This is a genomic window from Nocardia sp. NPDC051750 (genome assembly GCF_044453135.1).
Taxonomy (GTDB): Bacteria; Actinomycetota; Actinomycetes; order Mycobacteriales; family Mycobacteriaceae; genus Nocardia.
Map to the genome: position 1 here is coordinate 246,437 of NZ_JBITCK010000001.1, position 20,407 is coordinate 266,843.

At 64.9% G+C, this 20,407-nt stretch carries 15 protein-coding genes and 4 tRNA genes; 2 read left to right on the forward strand and 17 right to left on the reverse strand.

All coding sequences use genetic code 11. The features are described from left to right. Positions 1–25 precede the first annotated feature (25 nt). From ACIA75_RS00870 to ACIA75_RS00940, 15 genes are all read right to left on the reverse strand, one after another. Complete coding sequence (locus ACIA75_RS00870; protein ID WP_397098490.1) at positions 26–3,979, reverse strand: DNA-directed RNA polymerase subunit beta'; 3,954 nt, start codon at positions 3,977–3,979, stop codon at positions 26–28. Between the two features lie 109 nt (positions 3,980–4,088). Next, positions 4,089–7,613, reverse strand: a complete 3,525-nt coding sequence (locus ACIA75_RS00875; RefSeq protein WP_397098492.1) for a DNA-directed RNA polymerase subunit beta — start codon at positions 7,611–7,613, stop codon at positions 4,089–4,091. 545 nt (positions 7,614–8,158) lie between these two features. Further along, positions 8,159–9,247 (reverse strand): ABC transporter ATP-binding protein, encoded by a 1,089-nt coding sequence (locus tag ACIA75_RS00880; RefSeq protein ID WP_397098494.1) that lies wholly within the window; start codon positions 9,245–9,247, stop codon positions 8,159–8,161. Between the two features lie 309 nt (positions 9,248–9,556). Then, positions 9,557–9,937, reverse strand: a complete 381-nt coding sequence (gene rplL, locus ACIA75_RS00885) for a 50S ribosomal protein L7/L12 (protein WP_397098496.1) — start codon at positions 9,935–9,937, stop codon at positions 9,557–9,559. Positions 9,938–10,012: 75 nt separating this feature from the next. Then, entirely contained in the window at positions 10,013–10,552 is a 540-nt protein-coding gene (rplJ, locus tag ACIA75_RS00890; protein ID WP_397098499.1) for a 50S ribosomal protein L10, read from the reverse strand. 411 nt (positions 10,553–10,963) lie between these two features. Beyond that, positions 10,964–11,683 carry a 50S ribosomal protein L1 gene (rplA, locus tag ACIA75_RS00895; RefSeq protein ID WP_397098501.1) on the reverse strand — a complete coding sequence of 240 codons (720 nt, stop codon included), beginning with the start codon at positions 11,681–11,683 and terminating at the stop codon, positions 10,964–10,966. An 82-nt stretch (positions 11,684–11,765) separates the two neighbouring features. Then, the gene (rplK, locus tag ACIA75_RS00900; RefSeq protein WP_328388715.1) at positions 11,766–12,200 is read right to left on the reverse strand and encodes a 50S ribosomal protein L11; all 435 of its coding nucleotides are present in this window, start codon (positions 12,198–12,200) and stop codon (positions 11,766–11,768) included. Positions 12,201–12,286: 86 nt separating this feature from the next. Beyond that, positions 12,287–13,063: a transcription termination/antitermination protein NusG gene (gene nusG, locus ACIA75_RS00905; RefSeq protein WP_397098503.1), complete on the reverse strand. Its 777-nt coding sequence runs from the start codon at positions 13,061–13,063 to the stop codon at positions 12,287–12,289. Between the two features lie 119 nt (positions 13,064–13,182). After that, a complete protein-coding gene (secE, locus tag ACIA75_RS00910; protein ID WP_397098505.1) occupies positions 13,183–13,575 on the reverse strand; it encodes a preprotein translocase subunit SecE in 393 nt (130 codons plus the stop codon). A 31-nt stretch (positions 13,576–13,606) separates the two neighbouring features. Continuing rightward, positions 13,607–13,679: transfer RNA gene (locus ACIA75_RS00915), tRNA-Trp, on the reverse strand. Positions 13,680–13,958: 279 nt separating this feature from the next. Beyond that, positions 13,959–14,981, reverse strand: a complete 1,023-nt coding sequence (locus ACIA75_RS00920; RefSeq protein WP_397100818.1) for a fused (3R)-hydroxyacyl-ACP dehydratase subunits HadA/HadB — start codon at positions 14,979–14,981, stop codon at positions 13,959–13,961. A 429-nt stretch (positions 14,982–15,410) separates the two neighbouring features. Beyond that, positions 15,411–15,581, reverse strand: a complete 171-nt coding sequence (gene rpmG, locus ACIA75_RS00925; RefSeq protein ID WP_011211653.1) for a 50S ribosomal protein L33 — start codon at positions 15,579–15,581, stop codon at positions 15,411–15,413. Positions 15,582–15,625: 44 nt separating this feature from the next. Continuing rightward, positions 15,626–15,698: transfer RNA gene (locus ACIA75_RS00930), tRNA-Met, on the reverse strand. Between the two features lie 69 nt (positions 15,699–15,767). Beyond that, positions 15,768–15,840: transfer RNA gene (locus ACIA75_RS00935), tRNA-Thr, on the reverse strand. Between the two features lie 187 nt (positions 15,841–16,027). Continuing rightward, positions 16,028–16,110, reverse strand: a tRNA-Tyr gene (locus ACIA75_RS00940). A 307-nt stretch (positions 16,111–16,417) separates the two neighbouring features. Here ACIA75_RS00940 and ACIA75_RS00945 point away from each other — a divergent pair. After that, positions 16,418–16,909, forward strand: coding sequence for a YajQ family cyclic di-GMP-binding protein (locus tag ACIA75_RS00945; protein ID WP_397098507.1), 492 nt, complete (start codon positions 16,418–16,420; stop codon positions 16,907–16,909). Here ACIA75_RS00945 and htpX read toward each other — a convergent pair. Both htpX and ACIA75_RS00955 read right to left on the reverse strand, forming a co-directional pair. Then, complete coding sequence (htpX, locus tag ACIA75_RS00950; RefSeq protein ID WP_397098509.1) at positions 16,900–17,778, reverse strand: zinc metalloprotease HtpX; 879 nt, start codon at positions 17,776–17,778, stop codon at positions 16,900–16,902. The genes ACIA75_RS00945 and htpX overlap by 10 nt on opposite strands. A 124-nt stretch (positions 17,779–17,902) precedes the next feature. After that, positions 17,903–18,925, reverse strand: coding sequence for a polyprenyl synthetase family protein (locus ACIA75_RS00955; RefSeq protein WP_397098511.1), 1,023 nt, complete (start codon positions 18,923–18,925; stop codon positions 17,903–17,905). A gap of 208 nt (positions 18,926–19,133) precedes the next feature. On the opposite strand from ACIA75_RS00955, the gene ACIA75_RS00960 reads away from it, so the two are divergent. Beyond that, complete coding sequence (locus tag ACIA75_RS00960) at positions 19,134–20,405, forward strand: geranylgeranyl reductase family protein (protein WP_397098513.1); 1,272 nt, start codon at positions 19,134–19,136, stop codon at positions 20,403–20,405. The last annotated feature ends 2 nt before the right edge of the window (positions 20,406–20,407 follow it).

The following is a 20,407-nucleotide window of genomic DNA, read 5'->3' on the forward strand; positions in this document are numbered from 1 at the left end:
CGAATGCTGTTACCGAAAGAGATGACTACCGGTAGTCGCTGAAACCGTAGTCGTCCAGCGGGACCGCGGCACCGGTGGAAGCACCGAAGCCCTCCGGGCTGTAGTAGGTGTCGTCGTAGGACGGCACCGCGTACGCCGCGGCACGAGCCTCTTCGGTCGGCTGAACCTGGATGTTGCGGTACCGGTTGATACCGGTACCGGCCGGGATCAGCTTACCGATGATCACGTTCTCCTTGAGGCCGATGAGCCTGTCGGAGCGGCAGTTGATGGCCGCATCCGTCAGGACTCGGGTGGTCTCCTGGAAGGACGCCGCCGACAGCCACGAATCGGTGGCCAGCGACGCCTTGGTGATACCCATCAGCACCGGACGGCCGGCCGCGGGCTCGTTGCCCTCGGCGACGACACGACGGTTGGACGCCTCGAACTCGGAACGCTCGGTGAGCGATCCGGGCAGGAACTCGGTGGCGCCCGAGTCGATGATCGTCACCCGGCGCAGCATCTGGCGAACGATGACCTCGATGTGCTTGTCGTGGATCGACACACCCTGCGAGCGGTAGACCTCCTGGACCTCGTGGACCAGGTGGATCTGCACCTGCCGGGGGCCCATCACGCGCAGCACCTCGTGCGGATCCGCCGCGCCTTCCAGCAGCTGCTGGCCGACCTCGACGTGGTCGCCGTCGGCGAGCAGACGCTCGGAACCGTCGTCGTGCTTGAAGACACGCAGACGCTGACGCTTGGACAGCTTGTCGTAGACCACTTCGTCGCCACCGTCATCGGGAATGATGGTGATCTTGTAGAAGCGGTCGTCGTCCTCCAGCCGGATCCGGCCCGACACCTCGGCGATGGGCGCCTTGCCCTTGGGCACCCGCGCCTCGAACAGCTCCTGCACACGCGGCAGACCGCCGGTGATGTCATCACCCGCGACACCACCCTGGTGGAAGGTACGCATGGTCAGCTGAGTACCGGGCTCACCGATGGACTGGGCGGCGACGATACCGACGGCCTCGCCGATATCGACCAGCTTGCCGGTCGCCATCGAACGGCCGTAGCAGACCGCGCAGACCCCGGTACCGGTGCCACAGGTCAGCACGGAGCGGACCCGGACCTCGGTGATACCGGCTTCCAGCAGCGCTTCGATGGCCGGGTCGCCGAGATCGGCGCCCTTGCCCACCACCACGTTGCCGGCGGTGTCCAGCGCGTCGGACGCGAGCGTCCGGGCGTAGGCGGAGGTCTCCACATGCGCATCGCGGATCATCGTGCCATCCGGCTGCTTCTCCGCGATATGCACGACGATGCCGCGTTCGGTGGCACAGTCGGTCTCGCGCACGATCACGTCCTGCGAGACGTCCACCAGACGACGGGTCAGGTAACCCGAGTCGGCGGTACGCAGCGCGGTGTCGGCCAGACCCTTACGCGCGCCGTGGGTGTTGATGAAGTACTCCAGAACCGTCAGGCCCTCACGGAACGAGGACTTGATCGGCCGCGGGATGAACTCACCCTTCGGGTTCGTCACCAGGCCCTTCATACCGGCGAGGGTACGGGTCTGGGTGAAGTTACCCGTGGCGCCCGAATCGACGATCGTGATGATCGGGTTATCGGCCGGGTAGTGCGCGCGCAGCGCCTTACCGACTTCCTCGGTCGCTTCCTGCCAGATCTTGACCAGGGCGTTGTTGCGCTCCTGGTGATCGAGAGCACCACGCTGGTACTTCTTCTCGATCTGATCGGACTGCGCCTCGTAGCGCTCCATGATCTCGGCCTTCTCCGGCGGAACGAGCACGTCCGACATGGAGACGGTGACACCCGAACGGGTGGCCCAGTAGAAACCGGAATCCTTGAGCTTGTCGACGGTCTGCGCGACCACGATCATCGGATACCGCTCGGCGAGATCGTTGATGATCGTCGCCTGCCGCTTCTTCGGCATCGGCTCGTTGATGAAGGCGTAGTCACCGGGCAGCAACTCGTTGAACAGCACCCGGCCCAGCGTGGTCTGGGTGGTCCAGGCATCGCCGCGCCGCCAGCCGTCCGGGAAGAGCTCCGCTTCGACATCCTTCGGCGGCCGCTGATCGGTCAGCCGCACCTTGATATTCGAGCGCACGGTGAGTTCCCCGCGGTCGACCGCCATCTGGGCCTCGGCCGGCGAGGAGTACACGCCCTGCTCCGGACCGTCCGCGGTGGCCGGCTGGTACTCGCCCTTGGCGTTTTCCTCGGCCCGGGTCAGGTAGTACAGACCCGTCACCATGTCCAGACGCGGCATGGCCAGCGGCCGGCCCGACGCCGGGGACAGGATGTTGTTCGAGGACAGCATCAGGATGCGGGCCTCGGCCTGCGCCTCCGCCGACAGCGGCAGGTGCACGGCCATCTGGTCACCGTCGAAGTCGGCGTTGAACGCCTCACAGACCAGCGGGTGCAGCTGGATGGCCTTACCCTCGACCAGCTGCGGCTCGAAGGCCTGGATACCGAGGCGGTGCAGCGTCGGCGCACGGTTCAGCAGCACGGGGTGCTCGGCGATGACCTCTTCGAGGACGTCCCACACCTGCGGCCGCTGCCGCTCCACCATCCGCTTCGCGGATTTGATGTTCTGCGCGTGGTTCAGGTCGACCAGCCGCTTCATCACGAACGGCTTGAACAGCTCCAGCGCCATCAGCTTCGGCAGACCACACTGATGCAGTTTCAGCTGCGGGCCGACGACGATGACCGAACGACCGGAGTAGTCGACGCGCTTACCGAGCAGGTTCTGCCGGAAGCGGCCCTGCTTGCCCTTGAGCAGATCGGACAGCGACTTGAGCGGACGGTTACCCGGACCGGTGACCGGCCGGCCGCGACGGCCGTTGTCGAACAGCGCGTCCACGGATTCCTGCAGCATCCGCTTCTCGTTGTTGACGATGATCTCGGGCGCGCCGAGGTCGATCAGTCGCTTGAGGCGGTTGTTGCGGTTGATCACGCGGCGGTACAGGTCGTTCAGGTCGGAGGTGGCGAAGCGGCCACCGTCGAGCTGGACCATCGGCCGCAGTTCCGGCGGAATCACCGGAACGGCGTCGAGCACCATGCCCATCGGCGAGTTGCCGTTGGTCTGGAACGCCGCGACGACCTTGAGCCGCTTGAGCGCGCGCAGCTTCTTCTGACCCTTACCGCTGCGGATGGTCTCCCGCAGATTCTCGGCCTCGGCCTCGATATCGAAGTTCTCCATCAGCTTCTGGATGGACTCCGCGCCCATCGCGCCGGTGAAGTACTCGCCGTAGCGGTCGATGAGCTCGCGGTAGAGCACCTCGTCCACGATCAGCTGCTTGGGAGCCAGCTTCGTGAAGGTGTTCCAAATCTCCTCGAGCCGGTCCAGCTCACGCTGGGCGCGGTCGCGGAGCTGCTTCATCTCGCGCTCGCCGCCGTCCTTGACCTTGCGGCGTACATCGGACTTCGCGCCCTCGGCCTCCAGCTCGGCCAGATCGGCCTCGAGCTTCTGCGCCCGGGCTTCGAGGTCGGCATCGCGCTGGTCGGTGACGGTCTTCTTCTCGACCTCCATCTCCGCTTCGAGCGTCGACAGCTCGTTGTGCCGCATCTCGTCGTCGACAGCGGTGATGACGTAGGCGGCGAAGTAGATGATCTTTTCCAGATCCTTCGGCGCCAGGTCGAGCAGGTAGCCGAGCCGGCTCGGCACACCCTTGAAATACCAGATGTGGGTGACCGGAGCGGCCAGCTCGATATGGCCCATCCGCTCACGGCGCACCTTCGCCCGGGTCACCTCGACGCCGCAGCGTTCACAGATGATGCCCTTGAAGCGGACGCGCTTGTACTTACCGCAGTAGCACTCCCAGTCCCGGGTGGGACCGAAGATCTTCTCGCAGAACAAGCCGTCCTTCTCCGGCTTGAGCGTGCGGTAGTTGATGGTCTCCGGCTTCTTCACCTCGCCGAAAGACCAGTTGCGGATGTCTTCGGCGGTGGCCAGGCCGATCCGGAGTTCATCGAAGAAGTTGACGTCTAGCACGTAACTTCCTTTCCCCTGTTCGGGTCGAATACGAGCAAAAGTTCTCTAATGGTTCGAACGCGGTGGCCGGGCGCCGAGCCGTAATCCGTCACGGCACCCGGCCATCGCCCTAGTTCGCCAAATCGTCGACGGTGGCCGCTTCGTTCCGGGACAGGTTGATGCCCAGGTTGGCCGCCGCCCGCTCCAGATCCTCGTCGTCGCCGTCGCGCATCTCGATCGCGGCGCCGTCGGACGACAGCACCTCGACATTGAGGCACAGCGACTGAAGTTCCTTGAGCAGAACCTTGAACGATTCCGGAATGCCCGGCTCCGGAATGTTCTCGCCCTTGACGATCGCCTCGTAGACCTTCACGCGGCCCACGACGTCGTCGGACTTGATGGTCAGCAGTTCCTGCAGGGTGTAGGCGGCGCCGTAGGCCTGCATCGCCCAGCATTCCATTTCGCCGAAACGCTGACCGCCGAACTGCGCCTTACCACCGAGCGGCTGCTGGGTGATCATCGAGTACGGACCGGTCGACCGGGCGTGGATCTTGTCGTCGACCAGGTGGTGCAGCTTCAGGATGTACATGTAGCCGACCGCCACCGGGTAGGGGAACGGTTCGCCGGAACGTCCGTCGAACAGTGTCGCCTTGCCGTCGTCGTTGACCATCCGCTCACCGTCGCGGTTGGGCAGCGTCGACGCGAGCAGACCGGTGAGCTCCTCTTCGCGGGCACCGTCGAAGACGGGGGTCGCGATATTGGAGTCCTGCGGTGCGCCCAGCATCTCCTCCGGCAGCGCCTGCGCCCATTCCGGACGGGTGCCGTCGGTGGCGACGTCGACCTGCCAGCCCGCCTTGCCGATCCAGCCGAGGTGGGTTTCCAGGATCTGGCCGATGTTCATACGACGCGGCACACCGTGGGTGTTCAGGATGATGTCGACCGGGGTGCCGTCCGGCATGAACGGCATATCTTCGGTCGGCAGGATCTTGCCGATAACACCCTTGTTGCCGTGCCGGCCGGCCAGCTTGTCGCCGTCCTGGATCTTGCGCTTCTGCGCCACGTACACCCGGACCAGCTCGTTCACACCCGGAGGCAGATCGTCGTCGTCCTCGCGGGAGAACACCCGGATACCGATGACCTTGCCGGACTCACCGTGCGGAACCTTCAGCGAGGTATCGCGCACTTCGCGCGCCTTCTCACCGAAGATCGCGCGCAGCAGCCGCTCTTCCGGGGTCAGCTCGGTCTCGCCCTTGGGCGTCACCTTGCCGACCAGGATGTCGCCGTCGCGGACCTCGGCGCCGATACGCACGATGCCCCGCTCGTCCAGATCGGCCAGCACCTCGTCGGAGACGTTCGGGATGTCCCGGGTGATCTCCTCGGCGCCCAGCTTGGTGTCACGGGCGTCGATCTCGTGCTCTTCGATATGGATCGAGGTCAGGACGTCGTCCTCGACGAGGCGCTGCGACAGGATGATCGCGTCCTCGTAGTTGTGGCCCTCCCACGGCATGATCGCCACGAGCAGGTTCTTGCCGAGCGCCATCTCACCGTTCTCGGTGCACGGCCCGTCGGCCAGCACCTGGCCGTATTCGACCCGCTGACCCTCGTCCACGATCGGCCGCTGGTTGGCGCAGGTGCCCTGGTTGGAGCGGGCGAACTTGCGCATCCGGTAGCTGCGGCGGGTGCCGTCGTCGTGCATGACGGTGATGTAGTCGGCCGAGACCTCCTCCACCACACCGGGCTTCTCGTTCACGACCACATCGCCGGCGTCGACCGCGGCCCGCAGTTCCATACCGGTGCCGACCAGCGGCGATTCGGAACGGATCAGCGGCACGGCCTGACGCTGCATGTTCGCACCCATGAGGGCACGGTTGGCGTCGTCGTGTTCGAGGAACGGGATCATGGCGGTCGCCACCGACACCATCTGGCGCGGCGAGACGTCCATGTAGTCGACCTCGCCCGGACCGACGTACTCCATCTCCTCATTGCCCTTACGGGCGAGGATGCGATCCTCGGCGAAGCTACCGTCCGCGAGAACCACCGAGTTGGCCTGGGCACGGGTGTGCCGGTCCTCCTCGTCGGCGGTCAGGTACACGATCTCGTCGGTGACCCGGCCGTCGATGACCTTCCGGTACGGCGTTTCGATGAAACCGAACGGATTGACCCGCGCGTACACCGCCAGCGAGCCGATCAGGCCGATGTTCGGGCCTTCCGGGGTCTCGATGGGGCACATGCGGCCGTAGTGCGACGGGTGGACGTCACGGACTTCGAGGCCGGCTCGCTCACGGGACAGACCACCCGGGCCCAGCGCGTTCAGGCGACGCTTGTGGGTCAGGCCCGACAGCGGGTTGTTCTGGTCCATGAACTGCGACAGCTGCGAGGTGCCGAAGAATTCCTTGATCGCCGCCACGACGGGACGGATGTTGATCAGGGTCTGCGGCGTGATGGCCTCGACGTCCTGGGTGGTCATGCGCTCGCGCACGACACGTTCCATCCGGGACAGGCCGACGCGGATCTGGTTCTGGATCAGCTCGCCGACCGTGCGGATACGCCGGTTGCCGAAGTGATCGATATCGTCGACCCCGACGGGAACCTCGACGCCACCGGGGACGGTCATCACCCGGTCGCCCTGGTGCAGGCGAACCAGGTACTCGATGATCGCGACGATATCGTCCTTGGTCAGCACCGAGCCCTTGACCGGGACACCGGCGTTGACGCCCAGCTTCTTGTTGACCTTGTACCGGCCGACGCGGGCCAGGTCGTAACGCTTCTCCTTGAAGAACAGGTTCTCCAGCAGGGTCTGCGCGGACTCCTTGGTGGGCGGTTCACCCGGCCGCAGTTTGCGGTAGATATCGAGCAGCGCCTCGTCCTGGCCGGCGGTGTTGTCCTTCTCCAGGGTGGACATCATGATCTCGGAGAAGCCGAACCGCTCCGCGATCTCCTCGTTCGTCCAGCCGAGGGCCTTGAGCAGAACCGTGACGGGCTGACGGCGCTTACGGTCGATCCGCACACCGACGGTGTCGCGCTTGTCGACGTCGAACTCCAGCCAGGCGCCGCGGCTCGGGATCACCCGGACGCTGTGCAGATCCTTTTCGGTGCTCTTGTCGACCGACTGGTCGAAGTAGACGCCCGGCGAGCGCACCAGCTGGGACACCACGACACGTTCGGTGCCGTTGATGATGAAGGTGCCCTTATCGGTCATCATCGGGAAATCTCCCATGAAAACCGTCTGGCTCTTGATCTCACCGGTGTTGTTGTTGATGAACTCCGCGGTGACGAACAACGGCGCCGCGTAGGTCATGTCCTTGTCTTTGCACTCGTCGATGGAGGCCTTGACCTCTTCGAAGCGCGGATCGGAGAAGGACAGGGACATCGAACCGGAGAAGTCCTCGATCGGCGAAAGCTCTTCGAGGACCTCCTCGAGCCCGCCGACCAGCCCGCCGTCGCCGCGAGCGGCCGCCCGCTCACGCCATTCCGGCGTGCCGACCAGCCAGGCGAAAGATTCCGTTTGTAGATCGAGAAGTCCGGGCACCTCCAGCGGCTCCCGGAGCTTCGCGAAAGACACCCGCAACGGAGCCCCGGGGATACCCCCTGAAACTCCCAGCTTCGTATTGGCGCTTGTCTGGGTGGAGACTGCCAAGATGCGTCCTTCCAGCACCTCACGCGCGTCGCGTGGTGGTCCGCGACCGTCGCTTGTCTGCTACATTTTGGGATTCTCGCTGGTCACAACCCGAACGAGACTCGAACAGCAAACAACGGAAGCAACACCGGAAGGGTGGGACTTTCGTAGTGCGATCAAGGTATGGACAGGAGGCAGCCAGCGCAACGTCCAAACCTACACCTACCTATACGGAGGTGTCAAAGTACCACCCCGGCGAACCGCCGCGCGGCTGACGCGCCGGGCCCGTATCGCTGGCTACGTTCCGGGCCACGGCCCTGCCGCCGGTAACCGATTCGGCGTCGGGTGGTCGTGCACTACCGAGGCAACTCGAGCTGCCTCCAATAGCGTGACTGGTCCGGCGAAACTCGTCAAGTGCCCGTGCCGACCTGGAGGTCTGCCGGATTACTCGCCCACTACCAAGATCAGCGGTAACCACCGATTCGCCCCGTATCCGCCCGGTCGGAGCGACCTCGGCGGCGGCAGAAAGCGAACAGCGCGCCGGGTGGAAACCCGACGCGCTGCTTCTCGCCAGCGAGATCTTGTTACACCTTGGGGTACTGCATGGTGTCGTAGTCGGAGCCGGGGAAATCGTTGCCCTGATCACCCGCACCGAGTTGCTGCCCGGAGTTGTAGGACATGACCATCGTCTCGTCGTTCTGATCGAGCGATTCGCGGATGGCCGCCTGCGCCGCGTGCGGCAGGGTGTGCATGATCTCGCGGACCCGGTTCTTGCGCCGCTGTACGGCCTGCCGGACCGGCATACCCGGCTGCGCCTTCATCTGCGGGATGATGCCTTCCACCTCTTCGGCACCACCGTGATGATGGCCGGCATCGACCATCGCCTGCTCGCGCGCCATCTGGGCTTCGTCCTTCTCCTCGGACATACCGATGGGGCCGATCATGCGGCCGTTGAGGAACTGCTTGACCACCGGCTCCTCACTGGTGAGCAGGACCTCACGAGGACCGAACATGACCAGCTGGCGGCGGAAGAGCATGCCGATGTTGTCGGGCACCGTACGCGCCAGGTTGATGTTGTGCGTGACGATCAGAATCGTGGCATCGATCTGCGCGTTGATGTCGATGAGCAACTGGCTGAGGTACGAAGTACGCACCGGATCCAGGCCCGAGTCGGGCTCGTCGACCAGGATGATCTGCGGATCGAGCACCAGCGCACGAGCCAGACCGGCTCGTTTGCGCATACCGCCGGAGATCTCGCCGGGCAGTTTGCCCTCGGCGCCGAGAAGACCGGTCAGTTCCAGCTTCTCCATCACGATCTTGCGGATCTCGGATTCGGGTTTCTTGGTGTGCTCGCGCAGCGGGAAAGCCACATTGTCGAAGAGATTCATCGATCCGAACAGCGCACCGTCCTGGAAGAGCACCCCGAACAGTTTGCGGATCTCGTAGAGTTCCTTGTTCGAGCAGGTGGTGATATCGGTACCACCGATGAAAATAGAACCGCGTTCCGGCCGCAGCAGGCCGATCAACGACTTCAGGAATACGGACTTACCGGTACCCGACGGGCCCAGCAGCGCGCTGACCTCACCGGCAGGCAGGGTAATAGAAACGTCCTGCCAAATCCGCTGTGAACCGAACGACTTGGTTACACTCTCGGTCCTGACCTCGACGCCCACGCCAACCTCCACATTTCTCAGCGAGCCACCCACTCGGCACCGCAGACCCGGTAGCGGTGCGTCACGTCACAGTAGGTCCGGTCACTGTATCTCATGCGACGCCTATAACACACCCGACCTGACCGAAGAGTAACCACCGGCGGAGGCGTCCACACGGCGGAATCGCGGTTAACCTGCGAACAAGAAACGGGCGGCTCCGCGGGGAGCCGCCCGTTTTTCTTGCTACAGCGTGAGCGAGTCAGGCCCGGATGCGGCAGCGCAGCGTCACCACGCAGGGCCCTCGGTCACGCTCGATAGGCACAGTCGGAATTACTTGACCGAAACCTTCGCGCCGGCGCCTTCCAGCTTCTCCTTGGCGGCCTCGGCGGCATCCTTGGCCACCTTCTCCAGGATCGGCTTCGGCGCACCCTCGACGAGGTCCTTGGCTTCCTTCAGGCCCAGGCCGGAGACGATCTCGCGGACCACCTTGATGACCTGGATCTTCTTGTCGCCGGCACCCTCGAGGATGACGTCGAACTCGTCCTGCTCTTCGGCGGCCTCAGCGGCGGCCGGGGCGGCACCCGCGGCGGCGACAGCGACCGGAGCAGCGGCGGTGACCTCGAACTTCTCCTCGAACTTCTTGACGAAGTCCGACAGCTCGAGCAGGGTCATGCTGCCGAAGGTTTCGAGCAGCTCGTCAACGTTGGCCATTGTTGTTTCCTTTCGATAGTGAATGTCTGTGCGGGCGAGCCGGAGTCGACCGTTCCGCGAATGGGGACGCGGGTCTTACTCCGCGGCGGCTTCGCCGCCTTCGGCCTGCTTCTTCTCCTGCAGCGCGGCGGCCAGGCGGGCCACCTGCGAAGCGGGAGCGTTGAACAGACCGGCGGCTTTGGCCAGATTGCCCTTCATCGCGCCGGCCAGCTTGGCCAGCAGGACCTCGCGGGACTCCAGATCGGCGATCCGCTCGACCTCGGACACGGACAGCGGAGCACCGTCCATGTAGCCGCCCTTGATGACGAGCGCCTTGTTGTCCTTGGCGAAGGCCTTCAGCGCCTTGGCGGCGTCGACCGGCTCACCGGAGATGAACGCGATCGCGGTGGGTCCGACGAACAGGTCGTCCAGGCCCTCCACGCCGGCCTCGGCCGCAGCGCGCTTCACCAGGGTGTTCTTGGCGACGGAGTACGTGGCGCCGGCACCGAGCGCACGACGCAGTTCGGTGAGAGCACTAACGGACAGGCCACGGTATTCCGTGACGACTGCGGCCGTCGAGCCCTTGAACTGCTCGGTGATCTCTGCGACCGCGGCAACCTTTTCGGGTTTCGCCATACTTCGCCTCCTCTCTGATGTCGGTTCGGGTGTTGCCCTACCGATTCAGGGGCCGGCGAAAGAACAAGCGCCCCGAACGCAGAGCGTTCCGGGGCGCGAAAGAAGATCTCGACCGCAGGGGCTACCCGCGTTCGCTTCCAGCCTCGGCTCTCCCTGCGCGGGCCGCCGGCACTCTCGCCGGACCTTCGACCGATTCCATCCGGAATCGGCGACCTACGGTCTTCGGTAGAACAGATTGGGTGGTGTCGAACCAGTCGACAACCTAGAGAAGGATAGCTGCTGGACCCCTGTCCTGGCAAAACGGCCTATCCGACCGACTGCCGACCTGCCGTGACGGCGCGGTTTCGAAAACAACGCTGGCGGTGGGAACGGAATCCGTTCCCACCGCCAGCGATGTATCTGCCGAGCGCCTTACGCGGTCGCGTCCTCTTCGAGGAGGTTGCGGGTGCGGTTCGGGTCCACCGGGATGCCCGGTCCGGTGTTCGTCGAAACCGTCACCTTCTTGACGTAACGCCCCTTGGCGGTCGACGGCTTGGCGCGCAGGATCTCGTCCAGCGCGGCGCCGTAGTTCTCCACCAGCTTGCTGTCGTCGAACGACGCCTTACCGATGACGAAGTGCAGGTTGGCCTGCTTGTCGACCCGGAAGTTGATCTTGCCGCCCTTGATGTCGTTGACCGCCTTGGTGACATCGGTGGTGACCGTGCCGGTCTTCGGGTTCGGCATCAGTCCGCGCGGGCCCAGGACACGCGCGATCCGGCCGACCTTGGCCATCTGGTCGGGGGTGGCGATCGCGGCGTCGAAGTCCAGCCAGCCGCCCTGGATCCGCTCGATCAGATCCTCGGCGCCGACGGCATCCGCACCGGCGGCCTCGGCCTCGGCGGCCTTCTCACCGGCCGCGAACACGATGACGCGGGCGGTTTTACCGGTGCCGTGCGGCAGGTTCACCGTGCCGCGGACCATCTGGTCGGCCTTACGGGGATCCACGCCGAGCCGGACGGCAACCTCGACGGTCGCATCGGTCTTGGTGGTGGAGGTCTCCTTGGCGAGCCGCGCGGCGGCCAGCGGGGAGTAGAGCTTGGTGCGATCGACCTTCTCGGCCGCGGCGAGATACGCCTTGCTTCGTTTTGCCATAATTCTCTGTCCTTGTCTCGGTTCAGCCGTGGTTATCGGGCCTGGCCGGCCCTCCCACCGAAAGCGGGATCAAACCGGGCCCTCAGCCTTCGACGGTGATTCCCATCGAGCGCGCGGTCCCGGCAATGATCTTGGCCGCCTGATCGATATCGTTGGCGTTCAGATCTTCCTGCTTGGTCTTCGCGATCTCGCGCACCTGATCCATGGTCACCGTGGCGACCTTGTTGCGATGCGGCTCGGGCGAACCCTTCTGCACACCGGCAGCCTTCAGCAGCAGCCGGGCAGCGGGCGGTGTCTTCAGCTTGAAGTCGAAGGACCGATCCTCGTACACCGAGATCTCGACCGGCACGACGTTCCCGCGCTGCGACTCGGTCGCGGCGTTGTACGCCTTGCAGAACTCCATGATGTTGACGCCGTGCTGACCGAGCGCCGGGCCGACCGGCGGAGCCGGATTCGCCGCGCCGGCCTGGATCTGAAGCTTGATGATCCCGGCGAGCTTCTTCTTCTTGGGGGGCATCTTTCTTTCCTAGTTGTGTGGTGTTCCTTGCGCTCTGCAAGGTCCGGCCCGGGACACGGCGGCCCCGGGAGGCACAGGCGCCGCCGCTAGATCTTGGCGACCTTGGTGAATTCCAGCTCGACCGGCGTTTCCCGACCGAAGATCGAGACCAGCACCTTCAGCTTCTGCTGCTCGGCATTGACCTCGGAGATGGTCGCGGGCAGCGTCGCGAACGGGCCGTCCATCACCGTCACCGATTCGCCGATCTCGAAATCGACCTCGATGGTGGGCTTGGCCGGGGTCTCGCCGCCGGTCTCCGGGGTCGCGCTGGCGGCGGCCGGTGCGGCCGCCTTCTTCTGCTGCGAAGCCGGGACCAGGAATTTCACCACTTCATTGATGGTCAGCGGGGAGGGGCGCGAGGTCGCGCCGACGAACCCGGTGACACCGGGGGTGTTACGCACCGCGCCCCAGGACTCGTCGTTCAGATCCATCCGCACCAGGATGTAGCCCGGCAGCACCTTGCGGTTGACGCTCTTGCGCTGGCCGTTCTTGATCTCGGTGACCTCTTCGGTGGGCACCTCCACCTGGAAGATGTACTCCTCCAGATCCAGGTTCTGCACACGGGTCTCGAGATTGGTCTTCACCTTGTTCTCGTAACCGGCGTAGGAGTGGATGACATACCAGTCGCCGGGAGCGCGCCGCAGGACGGCCTTCATCTGCTCGACCGGATCGGCTTCTTCCGCTTCGACGGATGCGGGCGCGGCCTCGTCGGCAGCCTCGGGCTCGGCATCGGACGCCGGCTCCTCGACAGATACAGCAGCCTCCTCGGCCGCCTGATCGTCGACCGGGAACTCGTCGGTGGTGTCGTTCTCCGGGGTGCTCACTGGGCACTCGCTTCCTGTGTCGTCACGTGCATCCTCTGCGTGCCGGGTTCGGGCGCGGCGCACGCATCTGGCGTCCGGCCCACGGCGCGGATCGGGTTACCGGCGCCGATATCGCCTGGCTAACCGAACAACCAGTCGACACCCTTGATGAACGCCAGATCCAACCCGCTGATGAACGCGACCATGAAGATCACGAACACCAGCACAACGGTCGTATAGGTGACCATCTGCTTCCGGTTGGGCCAGATAACCTTCCGCAGTTCCGCGATCACCTCACGCAGGAACTTGAACAAACGTTTGAACGGATTCCGTGACCGGCCCCGCTCGGCTCCGCCGGACTTCGGCTCGGCCTTACGTGCCGGCCGATCGATGGTCGCGATCGAACCGGTATCCGACGCGCCGGACCGGCTCCGCCGAGCGGAGCGCTTTCCGCTCGGCCGCTGTGCGGCGGCGGTGTCATCACCGTCGTCGGCGCTGTTTCCGCCGCGGCGAGTGTCCCGCTCGTCGGTCACATCGATCCTCTCTCATCGCCGGCATCGAGGGCAGGGGCGACAGGACTTGAACCTGCAACCTGCGGTTTTGGAGACCGCTGCTCTGCCATTTGAGCTACGCCCCTTCGGCTGGACCCAGCACTCTCGTGCCATCCAGCCACACTGCGATATTCAATTGTCGGCGCTGGTGTCACACAACACGCGCGCCGCTCCGGCAGACGCCGGCCCCGTCGGCGGGACCGAACCTTCCGGCTCGACTCGAGCCTACTCAGCCGGTGTGGCCGATACTCGAGAACCCCGCCTGGAACCAGCCTTGCAGAGCAGCGCGCATCGGCTGGTGACCCCAGAATCCCGAGTGTACGGCACGGTCGGCGACAGAAGCCAATCAGGGCCACTCGTCCAGGTCAGGACAACCGGACGGTCGCTGTCGCCCGGCCGAAGATCTTGCGACCACCGGACTTCGCGACAATCGCGATCACCGCGGTCCTGGTCTCCGGATCGACAGACTTGATCTTGCCGCTGAATTCGACCTCGGCCGGTTCGGTAGCGCTCACGAACACCGGACTGGTGAATCGGACGTTGTACTCCTGCACCGCGCCCGGATCGCCCAGCCACGACGTCACGAACCCGCCACCCAGGCCCATCGAGAGCATGCCGTGCGCGACGCAGGTGTCCAGATCCACGAGTTTCACGACTTCGTCGCTCCAGTGGATGGGGTTGGCGTCACCGGAGACACCGGCGTAGTTCACCAGATCACCGCGAGTGAGGCGGACGACCCGCGTGGGCAGTTCGTCCCCCACGGAGACGTCGTCGAACGAGCGCGCGAAACGGGTCGCCGGGACCTTGCTCGCGGCCGGAGCCGGCGGCGCGGGATGCGACCGTGGCGTGTGATCGGGGAGGGAGGAGTCCATGCCGTGCATAAGAACCTTGCGGACGGCCTCGTTGAGATTGGGATCGATATCGCCGCCGCTGCGGCCGACCAGCGTCGTGTAGGTGGTGAGAACCAGCTCGTCGTGCTGATCGGTGACGATGTTCTTGGTGACGATGATGTCGCCACCGAAGGCCTGCCGGAACGAATGCAGAAAGACATCACAGGTCAACCGGTCGCCGACCACGATCGGCCGGTGGAATTCCAGGATCTGGTCGGTCTGCATGATCTGGCTCAGATCATAACCGGTGACGACCGTTTCGAAGAGTTTGCGCTGCGCCAGGATGCCGATGAGGGAGATGAACGTCAGCGGGGCGACCAGACCGTCGTAGCCGAATTCCAGCGCGATATCTTCGTCCCAGTGCACCGGGTGGCTGTCCTGGACGGCGCGGGCGTACTCACGCACCTTCTCGCGGCCGACCTCGTAGTAATCGTCCACACGATAGTGGTGACCGACCATGGCGGCCGCGTGGGCGGCGGGATCGAACTCCGCTTCCATCTCGACCACTTCGTCTGTTCCGGTGTTCGTTGTCACGGGAGGACTGTACCTATCTGACCCCGCAGCACGGAGTCTGCGTCGATTGAGCATGCGCGAGAGCCCTGCGTGGTGACGCTTCGCTGCCGCCTCCGGGCCTGACTCACCCATGCTGTATGGCGGCTGAGCGTCAGCCCAGAAAGTGGTAACCGGCGTAGCCGAGAGGGAGACCGCGCAACCGCCCGATCAATACCGCGGCCTATCGCCGACCGCGAATGAGCGGCCGAGCCGCCCATAAGAGAACCATAACCGTAGCGAGCCGGATCGGCACCGCCCCCGGCGGCACGGAGCCGACGGATGGCCGCCTGGTCCACCCTGAGCGTGGACCAGGCATCAGCCGACTGCTCTACCGCGGGCCACCACGACCGAGGAAGTGGCGACCGCACGCGGTGATCAGCGAGATTCGCGATGCGCCCGGTGCGTGCCGCAGTTCGGGCAGAACTTCTTCAGTTCCAGCCGATCCGGGTCGTTGCGCCGGTTCTTCTTGGTGATGTAGTTGCGATGCTTGCACTGCTCGCAGGCCAAGGTGATCTTTGGCCGGACATCGGTGGACTTCGCGGCCACGATATGCCTTCTTTCCGGTCAACCAGAGGGTCAATCAGTATGGGTAGCGATGGCCGGACTTGAACCGGCGACACAACGATTATGAGTCGTTTGCTCTACCGACTGAGCTACACCGCCTTACGTACCATCTGCAACGGCGACGTCGCGGCTTGGAGTGCCGAGTCGGACACCACCGGCAATCCGGCGAGCCCCCTAACGGAATCGAACCGTTGACCTTTTCCTTACCATGGAAACGCTCTGCCGACTGAGCTAAGGGGGCACGACTTCTCCGCAGCGGAACCGGATAACCCGCACCCGTTGCCTCGAAGACTTGAACGAGAGTACACACCCTTCGCCGAGAGCACCAAACCGGGTGGTCAGAGCTGGTTTTCCGGCTCGCATTACCCAGGCGGAATGCTCCCGATACGGCAGAACCCCCGTCGGCTTTCACCGGCGGGGGTTCGTAGTGGCAGGTGTAGGATTCGAACCTACGTAGGCTTTCACCGACAGATTTACAGTCTGCTCCCATTGGCCGCTCGGGCAACCTGCCTCGTACCGCACTCCCGACCTTCCGGCCGCTTTCCGAGTGCGGTGAGCAGGATACAACGAACCCGCACCCGGAATGCAAACCGGCTGGCCAGATCGCACGAACAGCTGGTGTCAACCCTGCCGGCCCGGCCGGCGGCCGCGTCATATCGGCTCGGTAGACCGAGATCCGTCCATCCACCCGGGCGCGCCCATGTCGCCCATGTACCGGCTCGGCCGGGCGGCATCGACATGGCGGCTCAGCGCTACGCCGCAAACGGGGTAGCTTGCGTAGGCACTCAGGGTTACCGAACAGCGAACAGGAGCGCAGTGTGGCCGATTCATCATTCGATATCGTCAGCAAGGTCGAACGGCAGGAAGTCGACAACGCGCTGCACCAGGCCGAGAAGGAACTGGGCACGCGCTACGACTTCCGGGGAACGGGCGCCGGCATCGAATGGTCCGGCGAGGACAAAGTGGTGCTCACCGCCGAATCCGAGGAGCGGGTCAAGGCCGCGCTCGACGTTTTCAAGGAGAAACTGATCCGCCGGGATATCTCCCTCAAAGCATTCGACGCCGGTGACCCGGTCGCCTCGGGTAAGACTTACAAGATCACCGGCACACTGGTGCAGGGGATCGACTCCGAACATGCCAAGAAGATCTCCAAGAAGATCCGCGACGAAGGCCCCAAGGGGGTCAAAGCCCAGATCCAGGGCGACGAACTGCGTGTGAGCAGCAAAAAACGAGACGATTTGCAGGCCGTCATATCTCTGCTCAAAGGCGAGGATTTCGATATCGCGCTGCAGTTCGTGAACTATCGCTGATCCCGCCCGGCCATTTGTTCCAGTCGCGCGATCCGCTCGGCCATCGGCGGATGTGTCGAGAACATCCGGGCCATCCGATCGCCCGGACGGAACGGATTGGCGATCATCAAATGCGATTGCGCGGTGAGCCGGGGTTCGGGCGGCAGCGGCGCCGCCTGCACCCCGCGCTCCAGCTTCCGCAAGGCGGACGCCAGCGCGAGCGGATCACCGGTCAATTCGGCACCCGACTCGTCGGCCTGATATTCCCGCGATCGCGAAACGGCCAGTTTGATCAACCCCGCGGCAATGGGCCCCAGCAGCGACACCAGCAGGACCCCGATGAGATTCGGACCGGAACCGCCCCGGTTACCGCCGAAAGCGGCTGCGAAATACGCGAAGTTCGCGAGCCCGGATATCACCGCGGCCATGGCGCCGGCAATCGAGGAGATCAGAATATCCCGGTTGTAGACGTGCGATAGTTCGTGCCCGAGCACGGCCCGCAGTTCCCGTTCGTCCAGAATCTGGAGAATGCCGCTGGTACAGCACACTGCCGCATGGCGCGGACTACGCCCGGTGGCGAACGCGTTCGGCGCATTCGTAGGACTTATGTAGAGCCGCGGTACAGGTTGCCGAGCGGTTGTCGCCAATTCGCGCACGATGCGATAGATAACGGGTGCCTCGATCTCGCTGACCGGCTGCGCCCGCATCGCCTTCAGCGCGAGTTTATCGCTGTTGAAATACGCATAACCGTTCATCGCCACAGCCAGTAGCACCGCGATCACCAGAATGGTGGTATTCCGGAAAGCGGCGCCCGCCAACACGATGAGCGCGGAAAGACCGACCATGAGCCCGAACGTTTTCAACCCATTCGCAAACCCGTGCCCGTGCATAGCACTCCTGTGTTCGTGGCGCGCCCAGACGCGCGGATTTCGGCCAGAACCGCTATACCGGAACAACGACCGGGACCCACACAGGAGTTCCTGGATCCATGCCGCCGCCGGCGGCGCCTGAAGTTCAGCCCACGCGTTCGATCGTGTACTGGACCAGGCGTACCAGGGCGTCGTTCGCCGGACCCGCGGGGAGAGCTTTCAGCTCCGCGTGGGCGATATCGGCGTACTCGCGTAGTTTCTCCTTGGCCTGCGTCATGCCCGGGGACCGGCCGAGCAGTTCGAGCGCTTCGGCGACTTCCGCATCCGTGGCGAGCGGATGGTCCAGGAGCGTGCGCAGACGGTCGCCGTCCGGACCTTCGTCGCGGAGGGCGTAGAGGACCGGCAGCGTGTGGACCCCTTCGCGGAGGTCGGTACCCGGCGTTTTGCCGGACTGCGCCGAGACCGAGGAGATATCGATGATGTCGTCGGAGATCTGGAAGGCAGTGCCCACCACATCGCCGAGGCGGGCGAGCCGCTCCACATGCTCCGGACCGGCACCGGAGAACGTGCCGCCGAAACGGCCCGCGGCCGCGATCAGTGAACCGGTCTTTTCCCAGACCACCTTCAAGTAGTGCGCGACCGGGTCGCCCTCTTGGCGAGCCCCCATCGTCTCGCGCATCTGGCCGGTGACCAGTTCGGCGAACGTTTCGGCGATGATACGCACCGCGTCGGGCCCGAGCGTGGAGGTGAGACGGGAGGCATGGGCGAACAGATAATCGCCGGCCAGAATCGCCACACTGTTGCCCCAGCGCGAGTTCACGCTCGGTGCGCCGCGCCGCATGGTGGCCTCGTCCATGACGTCGTCGTGGTAGAGAGTCGCCAGGTGGACCAGCTCGACAACGGTGCCGGCGGTGAGCAGATCCGGGTCGTCGGGCCGCGGGCCGAGCTGACCGGTCAGGACGGTGAACAGCGGACGGAACCGTTTACCACCGGCCTTGGCCAGATGCAGCGCTGCTTCCTGCAGGAAGGAGGCACCCGCCGACAGTTCCTCGACCAGTAACTCCTCCACTCGATCGAGGCCGTTGCGCACTGTCGCGGCGAGGGCGGCGTCTCCGAGGTCCACCCCCGCCACCACCGTGCCGGCTTCGCTCACAGCAGATGTGCTCATACCTTCTCCCAAGGACGCGTCCGACCCCACGGTGATGAACCTAGCGTGTCCATGCCCGAACGCCCATGAACACCATCACTGTATTGAATGAGCATGAGCGAGGGCCCTGCGTGGTCACGCTGCGCTACCACCTCCGGGCCTGACTCGCTCATGCTGTGCACCGTACCGCCATCGACATCACGAACAACGGCCTGTAACTATTGACCGCATGGGTGCACCCGAAGCCACACCAGCCGACAGCGACCGGGGCGCGCTGCCCGCACATGCGCAGGTGCTGGTAGTAGGTGCGGGCCCGGCGGGTTCGGCGGCCGCGGCCTGGGCCGCGCGGGCGGGCCGCGATGTGCTGCTGCTCGACTCCGCCGTGTTTCCGCGGGACAAGACCTGTGGTGACGGTTTGACGCCCCGCGCCACCGCCGAACTGGAACATCTGGGCCTGGGCGAATGGGTCCGTGCGCATACCGTCAACCACGGTTTGCGGATGACCGGGTTCGGCCGGGAGGCCCTGCTGCCCTGGCCGGCCGGATCGTTCCCCACCTACGGCAGTGCGATACCGCGCACCGAATTGGACGACAAACTGCGCGAGACCGCCGTGAAATCCGGTGCGCGAATGTTCGACGGCGTCAAAGTTGCCGAGGTCGTCCGCGACGGTGAACGCGTCACCGGGGTAACGGTGCGGGCGGGCGAATCGGTCTCCGAAATCCGTTGCGAAACGCTGATCGTGGCCGACGGCGTCCGTTCTCCCGTCGGCAAGCTCCTGGGCCGCACCTGGCACCGGAAGTACGCCTACGGGGTGGCCGCGCGCGCCTATATCGCCTCCGGTCGCAGTGACGACCAATGGATCACCTCGCATCTGGAACTGCGCAACGCCGAAGGTGAGCTGGTGCCCGGTTACGGCTGGGTTTTCCCGCTCGCCAACGGTGAGGTGAATATCGGCGTCGGATCACTGGCGACCGAGCGGCGGCCCTCGCATATCTCGTTGAAACCGCTGCTGGAGCACTACACCACCCTGCGCCGCGACGAATGGGAGTTCACCGGGACGCTGCGCGCGGTGTCCTCGGCGCTGCTGCCGATGGGCGGCGCCGTCTCGGGTATCGCGGGCCGCAACTGGGCGCTGGTCGGCGATGCCGCGGGCTGTGTCAATCCGCTGAACGGCGAGGGTATCGACTACGGGCTGGAAGGCGGGCATATGCTCGCCGGGCTGCTGGACGAACCCGATCTCACACGGTTGTGGCCGGATCTGCTGCGCGCGAAATATGGCCGCACCTATTCGGTGGCCCGGCGGATCGCCGGACTGGCCACCCATCCGCGGATGGTGCCGATGGGCGGCCCGCCGGTTATGCGCTCGAAGTTGTTGCAGCGCACCGCCGTCCGGGTGATGGGGAATCTGGTCACCGACGAGGATGTGGATCTGACGGCCCGCGCCTGGCGCACCGCCGGGCGCGCCTCGATGCGTTTCGACGAGCTCGCCCCGTTCGGATAGCA

What these genes read in the sequence shown, in the direction of transcription:
- rplL (WP_397098496.1), bottom strand. Translation starts at nt 9,937, where the DNA reads ATGGCCAACGTTGACGAGCTGCTCGAAACCTTCGGCAGCATGACCCTG.
- rplJ (WP_397098499.1), bottom strand. Translation starts at nt 10,552, where the DNA reads ATGGCGAAACCCGAAAAGGTTGCCGCGGTCGCAGAGATCACCGAGCAG.
- rplA (WP_397098501.1), bottom strand. Translation starts at nt 11,683, where the DNA reads ATGGCAAAACGAAGCAAGGCGTATCTCGCCGCGGCCGAGAAGGTCGAT.
- rplK (WP_328388715.1), bottom strand. Translation starts at nt 12,200, where the DNA reads ATGCCCCCCAAGAAGAAGAAGCTCGCCGGGATCATCAAGCTTCAGATC.
- ACIA75_RS00920 (WP_397100818.1), bottom strand. Translation starts at nt 14,981, where the DNA reads ATGGAAGCGGAGTTCGATCCCGCCGCCCACGCGGCCGCCATGGTCGGT.
- htpX (WP_397098509.1), bottom strand. Translation starts at nt 17,778, where the DNA reads ATGCACGGGCACGGGTTTGCGAATGGGTTGAAAACGTTCGGGCTCATG.
- ACIA75_RS00955 (WP_397098511.1), bottom strand. Translation starts at nt 18,925, where the DNA reads ATGAGCACATCTGCTGTGAGCGAAGCCGGCACGGTGGTGGCGGGGGTG.
- ACIA75_RS00960 (WP_397098513.1), top strand. Translation starts at nt 19,134, where the DNA reads ATGGGTGCACCCGAAGCCACACCAGCCGACAGCGACCGGGGCGCGCTG.